This is a genomic window from Aurantivibrio infirmus, from assembly GCF_054767315.1.
The window spans coordinates 120222-132272 of sequence record NZ_BAAFSK010000004.1 but is presented as its reverse complement, the minus strand read 5'-3'; the positions used below and the strand labels follow the sequence as shown (position 1 = coordinate 132272).

General features: G+C 42.8%; 10 protein-coding genes. 9 read left to right on the top strand and 1 reads right to left on the bottom strand.

The features are described 5' to 3' along the window. The first annotated feature begins 11 nt into the window (after positions 1-11). The 9 genes from ACYUCY_RS10035 to ACYUCY_RS09995 all read left to right on the top strand — a co-directional run bounded on the left by ACYUCY_RS10035 (position 12) and on the right by ACYUCY_RS09995 (position 9902). On the top strand, positions 12-407 hold the full coding sequence (locus ACYUCY_RS10035; protein ID WP_460226352.1) for a flagellar protein FlaG: 396 nt from the start codon (positions 12-14) through the stop codon (positions 405-407). Between the two features lie 410 nt (positions 408-817). After that, positions 818-2830 carry a flagellar filament capping protein FliD gene (fliD, locus tag ACYUCY_RS10030; RefSeq protein WP_460226351.1) on the top strand — a complete coding sequence of 671 codons (2013 nt, stop codon included), beginning with the start codon at positions 818-820 and terminating at the stop codon, positions 2828-2830. Positions 2831-3005: 175 nt separating this feature from the next. Then, positions 3006-3740: an acylneuraminate cytidylyltransferase family protein gene (locus ACYUCY_RS10025; protein ID WP_460226350.1), complete on the top strand. Its 735-nt coding sequence runs from the start codon at positions 3006-3008 to the stop codon at positions 3738-3740. Continuing rightward, entirely contained in the window at positions 3733-4773 is a 1041-nt protein-coding gene (locus ACYUCY_RS10020; RefSeq protein WP_460226349.1) for an N-acetylneuraminate synthase family protein, read from the top strand. Before ACYUCY_RS10025 ends, ACYUCY_RS10020 begins: the two co-directional genes overlap by 8 nt. Positions 4774-4851: 78 nt before the next feature. Next, on the top strand, positions 4852-5988 hold the full coding sequence (gene neuC / locus ACYUCY_RS10015) for a UDP-N-acetylglucosamine 2-epimerase (protein ID WP_460226348.1): 1137 nt from the start codon (positions 4852-4854) through the stop codon (positions 5986-5988). Next, the gene (gene hisF / locus ACYUCY_RS10010) at positions 5985-6836 is read left to right on the top strand and encodes an imidazole glycerol phosphate synthase subunit HisF (RefSeq protein WP_460226347.1); all 852 of its coding nucleotides are present in this window, start codon (positions 5985-5987) and stop codon (positions 6834-6836) included. Before neuC ends, hisF begins: the two co-directional genes overlap by 4 nt. Continuing rightward, positions 6833-7462 carry an imidazole glycerol phosphate synthase subunit HisH gene (gene hisH, locus ACYUCY_RS10005; RefSeq protein ID WP_460226346.1) on the top strand — a complete coding sequence of 210 codons (630 nt, stop codon included), beginning with the start codon at positions 6833-6835 and terminating at the stop codon, positions 7460-7462. The genes hisF and hisH overlap by 4 nt, the downstream gene beginning before the upstream one ends. A 1-nt stretch (position 7463) precedes the next feature. Continuing rightward, positions 7464-8696: an N-acetyl sugar amidotransferase gene (locus ACYUCY_RS10000; protein ID WP_460226345.1), complete on the top strand. Its 1233-nt coding sequence runs from the start codon at positions 7464-7466 to the stop codon at positions 8694-8696. A 54-nt stretch (positions 8697-8750) separates the two neighbouring features. Next, positions 8751-9902 carry a polysaccharide pyruvyl transferase family protein gene (locus ACYUCY_RS09995; RefSeq protein WP_460226344.1) on the top strand — a complete coding sequence of 384 codons (1152 nt, stop codon included), beginning with the start codon at positions 8751-8753 and terminating at the stop codon, positions 9900-9902. Here the strand turns inward: ACYUCY_RS09995 and ACYUCY_RS09990 are convergent. Beyond that, entirely contained in the window at positions 9895-11994 is a 2100-nt protein-coding gene (locus tag ACYUCY_RS09990) for a motility associated factor glycosyltransferase family protein (RefSeq protein WP_460226343.1), read from the bottom strand. The genes ACYUCY_RS09995 and ACYUCY_RS09990 overlap by 8 nt on opposite strands. Between the last annotated feature and the right edge of the window lie 57 nt (positions 11995-12051).

The following is a 12051-nucleotide window of genomic DNA, read 5'->3' as shown; positions in this document are numbered from 1 at the left end:
AAGAGGTAGATATGAACGAAGTAACTAATCACAACCAATCTTTGCCGGTTTCTCAGAAGTCTGAGCGCGGCACTCCGGTTGATAGCGGCAAAAAATTGCCGCCAACTTCCGAAGTTGACGTGAAGGAAGCTGTAGAAAAACCCGACGTAGTGCAAGTTAGCCAAGAAAATCTGGCTGAAGCATTGGATAAAGTGAATCAGTATGCGCAGTCTATTCAACGAGAATTGCAGTTTAATCTCGATGAAGAAGCCGGACGCACTGTAGTAACGGTGTTGGATAGCAGCAGTAAAAAAGTTATTCGACAAATTCCAGACGAAGTGTTTTTAGAATTGGCGCGGAATTTGAATGTGAACTTAAAGCAGCAAGGTGGTGACGCTTCATTGCATCTTATCAACACGAAAGCGTAAACAATACGAGACTACGGTATCAGTAGTACGTGTTTAGAGGGATCTAAGTAAAAAAAGGGTGTCACAAGCACCCTTTTTTTGTGTTGAGAAATACGCTAAATGCGAATTAGTGTCTTAACTAAAAGCAAGGTTGGCCGATATTCATTATTAGGATGGATACATAGTGCGTTACTTAAGGAAAGTTTTTACTACACCCCCTGAAGGAAGACGTTAAAGCTTTGCTAAGGAACGAATAAAGCTTTTGTTCAAGGACGACTCATAAGGATGAGTGCAGGGATGAAAGATGAGAGTTGGCTCAGGAGAGCCAAATAGGAACTAGTCGCCACAAGGATGTGGCAATTTAACCGAAGTGTAAATTAAAACAAAGCTGAATGAGCTAGATTAGAAAAAAGCCGCGGAGTATTCCTTCCATGCAAAACCTTATCACTTCTCTTGGTGCCGGAACCGGAATCGATACGCTTGCCTTGGTGGATCAACTCACTGATATTGAACGCGCGCCGCAACAAGAAAAGCTCGATAAAAAAGAAGAGTTACTCAACACCCAATTATCTGACTTCGGTATTTTACGTTCGGCTTTTTCTACATTGGAACAAAGCTTAAAAGTGTTGGGTGAGCCAGATACTTTTGATGCTAAATCACTTGCCTTTCCAGATACCAATTTAATTGTTCCTGAATCTCTCGAAGCGGATGCCTTGGCGGGAAGTTACCAGCTTGAGGTTAGCCAAATTGCCCGCGCGCAATCTTTAAGTTCTGCGGCTTTTGCGAGTGCAAGTGATACGGTTGGAGAGGGAACCCTGACTATTCGCTTTGGTTCCTTTGATGCAGGGATTACCACATTCACGGAAGACACCAGTAAAACTGGCGGCACGATTACAATCGACAGTTCGAATAATTCATTAACTGGTTTACGAGACGAAATAAATAAATCCGGATTGGGCGTGCAAGCATCCATTGTTAATGATGGCACAAATTTTCGCTTGCTGATTACTGCTCCTTCCGGGGCAAATAATGAAGTCGAAATCGTCGTTGCTGAGGCGGGTGGTTCGCCTTCGAATAACGACGGCAGCGATTTATCACGTTTCGCATTTAACACCGCTGGAACACAGTTAACGGAAGAACAGCCTGGGCAAGATGCGCTGTTGAAAATAAATGGGCTTTCTGTATCCAGAGAATCGAATCAAGTCGATGATGTTATTCAGGGTTTAAAGTTCTCAATTGCCAATAGTTCCGCTACTGAAGTGGTTACTTTATCAATTGCGGAAGACAAGAGTATTGCTGAGCAAAGTGTTAGAGACTTTGTTGATGTCTACAATACTTTTTTAGAAACGGTAACCAAATTGACGGGCTTCGATAGTGAAATTGAAGATTTCGGGAGCTTAAAAACAGATCCTCTAGCAAGAAACCTTCTGACACGTTTACGTAATGTGATTGGCGCCGCTGTCCCTGGTATAAGTGACGGTTTTACATCGTTAACTAACGTCGGAATTCGAACGGAAAGAGATGGCTCTTTGTCGATTAATGAAAAAGATTTCTCCTTTGGCTTTAATGACAATTTTGAATTAGTCAAAGCAATTTTTACACCGCGAACATCTTCTGATTCCTCACTTATAGATGTGACTGGTTTTAGCGCTCGTAGCGTGCCAGGAACATATGCAGTCAATATCACGAACACCGCTACCGATGGTTCTTTGATAGCGGGTGCGACAATTGGTTTTCCGATAGATACGGGCACGCAAGATTATTCATTTGATATTACGGTCGATGGCGTCGCTTCAGCAACGTTGAGTTTGCCGGCCTCAACGATTTATAACACCAGTGCCGAGTTGGAAGACGCGCTGCAATCCCTGATTAATAACGACGCGAATTTACTGGCGGCGAACGCGTCGCTAAGCGTTGCTTATGTAACGGATCATTTTGAATTTACGTCAAATAGTTTAGGTTCGAGTTCCAATGTATCAATCACATCTGTTGGTGCCGATGCTGGGGAATTAGGCTTGAGTATATTAACCGGAACGGCGGGTTCTAATGTCGCAGGAACCGTGGCAGGTCTCACCGGGTTTACGCTTGGCGATGTCCTTTTACCAAAACTAGGCAGCGATGCTGAAGGTCTGAGTTTACGTATTGCAACTGGCGCAACGACAGGCAACATAACCTTCTCTCGGGGTTTCGCGGGAGAGTTAAGTTTGGTGATTAACGACTTTTTAAAAAGCAGTGGTTTAATCAGCCAGCGCGAAGCATCAATTAAATCGGATCTAAGTACAGTGGGCGAAGACAACGACAAATTGGATCGCCGAATAGAAGCTTTCCGCGCACGCTTACAAGCTCAATTTATTGCTTCGGAGCGGATTATTAAAAGTCTGCAAACATCTGGCAGCTTCTTTGAAAACTTAGCTGATACGCTTCCCTTTACGTCTGGAAAATAACTGGCTACTTGCCGGTTTTCCAGATATTCAATTCAATCTTCGCGTACTTTTTACAGCTCAAAAAAATAAATTGACCTTCCTATTTGGCGTAGATGTTGCGTAGTACTGATCCTAAGAATTATCGCCATAGATAAGCGTCAAAAATTTGTCTATCCCGAGCTTGTGGGTCTAATAAATGAGTCAAGTTATCGCCCTAATACCTGCGCGTAGCGGATCTAAGGGTTTATCCGATAAAAACATCCGATTACTGAATGGTAAGCCGCTATTGGCGTATACCATCGATGCCGCTCTCGCTAGTGGAGTGTTTGATGAAATAGTTGTCAGTTCCGACAGCGATGAAATCTTGACGATCGCCGAAACCTTTGGCGCCGGCACTCATCGACGTGATCCAACTTTATCCCAAGATGATTCCGCAATGGACCCTGTAATAGCGGAGTTTGTCGAGCAAGGTAATATGTCACCCGATACGACTGTCATTTTGTTACAGCCCACCTCACCCTTGCGAGAGGGGCGGCATATTGCAGAGGCCCTTCAATGGTTTTTGGAGAGCAGTTGCAGTAGCGTTATTAGTGTTTACACCATTCCCAGTAAGTTTCTTAAAGCATCGATACAGCAAGATAATTTTCTGGTGCCAATTTGCGACTTAGATACGGCGTATACCCGTCGCCAAGATTTGCCCACTGTGTATATGCCTAACGGCGCAATTTATATATTTAGTGTTGAGCACTTTCTGCTGGAAAATAAAATACCAAGGCAGCGCTCAGTGCCTTATGTCATGTTAGAAGAGTGCAGCCTGGATATAGACAATGAAAAAGATCTTGCACAATGTTCTCGTTATTTAATGGACAAGCAAGAAAGCATCGGTGCAGTACCATCGTCACACAATAGCCCAGGAGCCGATCATGCCTGAATTCGCCATCAAAGGTCGAAAAATAGGACCCAATTTTAAACCCTTAGTTATTGCCGAAATTGGTATTAATCATGGCGGTAATTTGGATGTCGCCAAACAAATGGTTGACGCTGCGGTGGCCGCCGGCGCAGAAATTATTAAACATCAAACGCACATCGTTGAAGACGAGATGTCTGCCGCAGCTAAAAACATTCAACCCGAGAATGCGTCCTGTTCAATTTACTCATTGATGAAAGACTGCGCTTTCGATGAAGTGCAAGAAACGGAGCTTAAAAATTATGTTGAAGCACAGGGCGTAATTTTTATTAGCACGCCTTTTTCACGCGCAGCAGTTGAGCGCTTGGAGCGCATGAATGTTCCCGCATACAAAATAGGTTCTGGTGAATGTAATAACTATCCTCTTATCGAACACATCGCCAGAAAAGGTAAGCCGGTCATTCTAAGCACTGGCATGAACAGCATAGAAAGCATTCGTAAATCCGTAGCGATACTCCGCAACCATCGAGTCCCTTTCGCTTTATTACATTGCACAAATATCTATCCGACGCCGCCTGAGCTTGTGCGACTCGGCGCCTTGCAAGATCTACAAAATGAATTTCCCGACGCGGTGATTGGCTTATCTGACCATACCGTTTCAAATCACGCCTGCTTGGGCGCGGTGGCCGTGGGTGCTGATATTCTCGAACGTCACTTTACCGACTCTATGGAAAGGGAAGGGCCCGATATTGTCTGTTCTATGGATCCAAATGCTCTAAAAGAATTGCTGCTTGGTGCCGATATTATTCATAAGGCGCGGGGAGGTCACAAGGATCTTCTCGAGCAAGAGCAGGGTACACGTGACTTTGCTTTTGCCTCAGTTGTGACGACTCATCGGGTCGAGGAAGGCGAGTTATTTACGGAAGAAAATATTTGGGTTAAACGCCCTGGCACGGGCGAAGTCAGTGCGGAGGATTACCCTTCAGTTTTAGGTACAAGGGCGATACGTACCTTGGAAGCTGATCAGCTGTTGGCACGAAATGATTATGCGCCCTAAGCACACTGATATTAAGGTAGTTACAGTAAGTGCTATTAAGGCAACTGTTATTTGATGGTGAATTTTTAGGTCGAGACAATGGAAAAGAAAATAGTATTTATCACCGGAACTCGCGCCGATTTTGGAAAAATTCGTTCGCTCTTAGATCGCGTTACTCAGCAAAAAGAATTTGAAGTTCATATTTTTGTTACGGGCATGCATATGTTACGAAAATATGGATCAACCTGTATGGAGGTGGAGAAACGCGGTTACGATAATATTTACAAGTACATCAATCAAAATTATAACGACACCATGGATACGGTGTTAGGTAAAACCATTCAAGGTTTGTCGGATTATGTTAAAGAAATAAAGCCCGATATGATTGTTGTCCATGGGGATCGTGTAGAAGCTTTGGCTGGTGCAACGGTTGGTAGTCTCAATAATATTTTAGTTGCCCACATCGAGGGTGGAGAAGTATCAGGTACTATCGATGAGCTGATTCGACATGCGGTTAGCAAAATGTCTCATTTTCATTTTGTATCGAATGATAGAGCTAAACAGCGTTTGTTGCAGCTTGGTGAAAATGAGAACAGAGTTTACGTTATCGGTTCACCTGATATTGATGTTATGTTCTCGAATGAGCTGCCGAGTTTACAAAAAGTTAAGGACTGGTACGACATTCCTTTTGAGGAATTCGGAATACTATTATTTCACCCAGTGACAACTGAATATGCGGATATGGATAGGCAAGCTAAGGTGCTTGTTGATTCAGTATTAAGCAGCTCCAAAAACTACGTGGTTATTTATCCTAATAACGATCTCGGCAGCGACTTTATACTGACTCAATACAAACGTTTAGAGAAACTAAAAAATCGCTTTCGGGTCATTCCGTCGATGCGATTCGATTATTTTCTAACTTTGTTAAAACATGCTGAGTTTATGCTGGGGAATTCCAGTTGTGCACTAATGGAAGCTCCCTATTACGGTGTTCCCGCAATCGATATTGGCAGCCGACAATATAACCGAGCACAGCTAGAAAGTGTTCTCCATTGCGCCTGCCAAAAATCAGCAATCGTTTCCGCGCTCAAGAAGATAGACACGTTGTCGGTCAAGCCTTGCCAGGAGTTCGGCAGTGGCAATAGTGCCGGTGAGTTTGCTGATGTGTTGTCGAATCCGGTTTTATGGCAGAACGATGGCCAAAAACATTTCTACGATAGAGCGGTTAGCCAATGAGAGTAATCTCTAGACTTGATATCAAGAACGAATTCGTGATCAAAGGGATTCATCTTGAAGGTTTGCGCAAGGTGGGTGACCCTGTCGAGTTGGCGATAGATTATTACCGAGCCGGTATCGATGAAATTATTTTTATGGACGCCGTTGCAAGTTTATATGATCGTAATAATGTATTTCACATTATCGAGCAAGCATGTAAGCAAGTTTTTATTCCCATCACCATCGGCGGTGGAATTCGAAGTCTAAGTGATATTGAGCAAGCATTGATTGCCGGAGCAGATAAAGTCGCAATTAATACCGGTGCCGTTAATTCACCTCAGCTAATAAATGAGGCTGTGCTCAGATTCGGTAGTCAATGCATCGTCGCGTCTATTGAAGCAAAATCTCAAAGCCTTAATCAGGGCTCAGAAAAATTCTGGCAAGCCTACATTGATAATGGTCGTGAGAGTACAGGGAAAAACCTAATCGAATGGGTCAAGGAATTATCAGATCGAGGTGTTGGAGAAATCCTGATCACTTCTGTCGACCAAGAAGGTACCAAGCGGGGTTTTGATGTTGAGCTGATTAAATTGGTTAACGACGCCGTTAACGTACCCGTTATCGCCTGTGGTGGATTAGGCGAAAAAAAACATATTCAACAACTACTTAACAATACTGCGCCCAGTGCAATTGCATGTGCGAGCGTTCTTCATTACAAAAAACAATCTATCGAAGAAATAAAAACTACCATACGTGAACAAGGATTTTCCGTGAGGGAGTCTGACAAAAATATTGACACGGCCGTTCTTCAAGAAAGCAAACATTTGAACGTAAACGATAGCAATTTGCCATTGGGAGCCTTGGTATGAGCTCGGTAGCAATTGTTGATTACGGCGTAGGTAACGTGACGAGCATAATGAATGCGTTACGGTACTGCGGATACGATTCCGTACTCACGAATAACGCTGATGTTATCGGCGACAGCGATAAAATTATTTTACCTGGTGTCGGCGCTTTTGCTTTTTGTATGCAACGTTTGGCTGAAACGGGTTTGGATGATGTTATTAAAACCTGTGTCGATAGAGGTAAATCATTGCTAGGGATTTGCGTTGGGATGCAAGTGTTGTTTGATGAAGGCCATGAACATGGCGTACATCAGGGTTTAGGGATTTTTCCTGGTGCAGTAAAAAAGCTCCCCTGTATTGATAACTCTTCGGAACGTTTACCTAACATAGGTTGGCACGCTGTAGAGTATCGCCGTGAAGGTTCAAAGCAATCAGTGTTCGAACAGTTGCCGAAAGATGATAACTATTATTTTGTTCATAGCTATGCGTGTGAGCCCGGCGATGAAAATATGTGTGTCGCGCGTAGCTACTACGCTGGGAAAGAATTCACCGCAGCAGTGGCTCGGGATAATGTGTTCGCGGTGCAGTTCCATCCAGAGCGCAGTGGTCCAGCAGGATTGAAGTTCTTACAACAGTTTATAAGGGGTTAAGATGTTGGCAGAAAAAAACGAATTCCGTGAAGCTTTTTTTGGTTTGCCTAACGAGGTGAAATTTTGTAAGCGCTGTGTAATCTCGAATCAACGCCCCAGCTCTACCGTCGAATTTAAACATCAAAAGAATGAAAAGAAACAGGTGATAGATTTCGATGACGAAGGTGTTTGTAGCGCTTGTCGTTTTAATGACGATAAAGAACATGAAATAGATTGGAATGAAAAAGAAGATCAGCTAAAGGCAATGTTAAGTAAGTTTCGTCGAAACGACGGAGGTTATGATGTCATCGTTCCCGGCAGTGGCGGTAAAGATAGTGCCTACACCGCCCACATCTTGAAATACAAGTACGGAATGAATCCCCTAACCGTTACCTGGGCGCCACATTTGTATACGGATATCGGCTGGAAAAATATGCAAAATTGGATGCATGTGGGTGGCCTCGACAATATCTTATTTACCCCAAACGGGAAATTGCATCGGCTGTTAACGAAGCTAGCATTCGAAAATTTACTGCACCCTTTTCAACCTTTCATTGTCGGGCAACGTATTATTGGCCCATTGATGGCAGCAAAATTTAACGTTCCCTTGGTAATGTATGGCGAGAATCAAGCGGAATATGGCAACGCGATCGATGAGAATCAGAAGCCGAAGATGGATGAGAAGTTCTTTTCCGTAGACGACCCAATGGACGTCATGCTTGGTGGCGTAAGCATTGAAAATATCATTCGTGATTATGATTTTACGCTAAATGATTTTACTCCCTACATAGCACCGAAATTGAAGTCGCTAGAAGAGAAAAAGGTCGAAGTCCATTACTTGGGTTACTACCTAAAATGGGATCCACAAGAATGCTATTACTACGCCGTAGAAAATACTGGGTTTCAAGCGAACAGTGAGCGAACCGAAGGCTCCTATTCAAAATATTCTAGTATTGACGACAAGATAGATGTCTTCCATTACTTTACTACTTTAATAAAGTTTGGCTTGGGTCGAGCAACCTACGATGCGGCACAAGAAATACGCAATGGGAAGATTACCCGTGATGAAGGTGTACATCTGGCCAAAAAATATGATTTGGAGTTTCCGAAAAAATATTTCCCTGAATTTTTGGAATATATTGATCTAAGCGAAGGGCAATTTTGGGAGACCGTCGATAAATTTCGATCCCCGCACTTATGGCAAAAATCGCCAAGTGGCGATTGGGAGTTACGCCACACGAGTTGGGGTGCGTAACTCTAAGCTCGTCGACATCAATTATTAACGAAGTCTATATCTAAGCTGAAGCCTATGCCTACGCCGAAACCAAAAATTAATGTTCTGCATCTGGCCAGTTTTACCGGAAATATTGGCGATAACGCCAATCACCTGGGTACGCGAGCGCAATTTTCTAAAAACCTAAACGTTGAATTCAATTATACCAACCTGGAAATTCGCGAATTCTACTGGGGCCTACGACAATTCGACCAATCATTTATTGATTATGTAAATTCTTTTGGACTGTTGATTGTCGGTGGTGGAAATTATTTTGAGCTGTGGGTGGAAAAATCTCGAACCGGTTGTTCAATAGATTTGCCTGCTGAAGACTTGGCAAAGATATCGACACCTATTTTATTTTATGGTTTAGGTGTTGATGCGGGCCAAGGTGTGCCGGAAAAGTGTCAGCGTCGGTTTAGCGACTTTCTAAGTTTCATCATTGATAGTCCCACCATTAAAGCTGTAGTTAGAAATGACGGTGCAAAAGAAACACTGCGGGAGTATTTCCCTGATATTGACACCACTGCTATTTTGAAAGTGCCAGACGGTGGTTTTTTTGTCGATCCGGGCACTTATGAGCACTGCGAGTTAAAGCTCGGCAAGAACATCGCAATCAACATCGCAGGCGACATGCTCGATACGCGTTTCCCTAGTGGCGAAAATTTTTCTTTTGATGATTTTTTGACGGAGTTTGTCGGTTTATTAACTAAAAAACTTAGAAATAATAAAGCGCTTAATCTGTTGTTTATTCCCCATATATTTCGAGATCTTGATGCTATCCATCAGGCATTGTTAAAGTTCGATGATGATATTAGACGAACTCGGATTAGTGTTGCACCTTATCTAACGGGTGATCTAGGCGCCGAAAAGTTGTTTTCCCTATACCGTCAATGCGATCTCAGTTTGGCAATGCGATTTCATGCGAATGTATGCCCATTGGGTATGAGGAGACCGGTGATCGGGCTGTCGAATTATCCGCAGATCGATAAGCTCTATCGTGATCTTGATCTGGGTGATCAATGTGTTCGGGTTAACTGTGAAGGCTTTGCGAAGGATTTAGAGAATAAAATTGATGAGGCCTTGGCGAGTGAAGCAGATTATGTTCATAGTATAAATGATAAAATAGAGGCGGATTGTGAATCCACCCATAAAGAAATTGATCAGTGGTTAGCAAAAATTATTTAAGTTTATCCTTCAATTGTCGTTCTCTATTATCCAGTTTCAATAGTTCTTTGCTCACTTTAGTTTTTGCCTGAGCTAGAAAATCCAAATAATATTGTTTGCACTCGTTAAATAGGGCCACTGAACTCTCTTCACTACCTTTGCTGTACAAAGTTTTTGCTAAGGCCAGAGAAAACCCTGCAAAGCTCCCTTTGAAAAGTGAATACACGTATTGAGTTTTTTTATCAAAACCTAGTTTTAAAGTCATCAGGTGAAGTTCGTCTAGCAAAGCCGTCGCTGCCATTATTGTAGAGGGCGAGGCGGCAAGAACTTTGGCGATATCGTTGCAGATTGTTAAGGAGTATTCGAAGGTCTTTAAGATCTCCTTCTCATTCTTCATTTTTTTCAGGCCCTTGCCGTGAAAATATTTCGCGAACAAGTTTTGGTTGAAGGCAAGTTTGTCGAAATTTCCGCTGTTAATCACTACATCGTCACATCGGATGGGTTCCGCGTTCGGAATCAATACGCCTTCACTGGTGTTGTAGCATTTAACGTCCGGATGCGTATTGAGTAATGACTGCATTGTTATACGCGAGTGGTTATAGACTGCTGTTGTGACAATTTGATCGCCAAAATTTCCGTCTACGGTGATATTTCCCTTTGCGTCATGTTTGTACAAATCTAATCCTTCTACGTGTTCATCTTTTACATCGTAATGGGCACTTAGGGATGAGTGATGTTTCTCACCGGCAGGAAAGCCCAAATCGGTTCCAACCAAATATATTTCCTTGAAGCCAAGTGCAGTGGCAAAGGCCAGACCGGTATTACTTACCGTGGGATTAGCCATCATTAAGTTGACGATGAATTCATCTTTGCCAACATACTGGCATAGGTAGTGGGTCCCTAAATCGTTACTCTTCATCCCGATTCCTTTACGCTTGAATAAACGTAAAGCGTCTGGGTGAACAGTATTAAGAGCTAACAAGATGATGTCTTCGCGATACTCTTCGTCGGTTGATGTTTCTATCCATTCGACTACAGGACGGGTGCGTTCCATTTCGATATGAAAGTCCGGTTTGATCCCCAATTTTCTTAGCGCCCCTAGTGCTGTACCACAGGAAAATATTACGGCGTCATCACCGTATTTTTCTAACATGGCTTTTGCTTTGTCGAGAGAGGGGCCATTCCCGACAATGATTGCTGGGCGATCGAGGAGTCGTTTATTAATTAGAGCGTGATCACGAAGAATAGGGTTCTCATTTCGATAGTTTTCAACCGTATGAGAAAGGCTAACTTGTTCGTCATCGAAATAACCTAGAGCCGTAAGCGCGGAGGGTAATTTGTTAAAAAACTCCTTCGACGTTTCCTTCATTTCGACGCTGCTTAAGTGCTCAAACAAGAATGGCTTAACTACATTGAATAGGCCAATTTGCCGCAGATGTTGCTGAAGCGAATCAAAACATTGTGAGGCGGTCTTGCCGACAAAATACTGTAAAGTGTGATTTTTTTGTTCGAAGTGCTGGTGAAGTTGTTGCCAATCTAAAGTGTGCAGGGAAGCAAAAAATATATCTTCGTGGGGTTCGAGGATAACCAAATGATGTATGTCTGTTTTTTCAAGAAGCTGAGTTATCTGATAGCCCAAGCCCAGCCCCATCATTAACAGAAAATTGGTGTCTTGCTGTAGTTTTCTGCCAACAACCACTTCTTCATTTTCTTGGATGTGGTTGATCAGTCGGTTCATGTTGAAAATATGTGCGTCATTTTCTTCATCGATCGCTTTAGTGGTTTTGGTATCGATGCGATAAAAACTGGGATCCTTTTCATACTGATCGACATAACGTTGGCTAAATTCACGTGGCTCACTGTTATACACGGGTTTGTCGTTAAGGTTATGATTGACTAAATTGACGTAGCCATCATCGGTATACATTAGTTTTAAGTTGGTCGGATTGTAGTTAAGAAAAAGCTCATAAACTTTTGGGTTTTTTTCTTTAAAAAAAACCATGTTCCTTTGAAACATGACCTCTAATTTCAGATTTTCTTGTTGCATTTCGACACGTCTAGCGATCACGTTCAATGCGTCGAGAGTTTCACTTGATGAGTTGTTCGTTTCCATAACCCTGCCTAATACTTGCCATCGTTAAAAGATTTCAGTGTCAAAATACTTTCTATC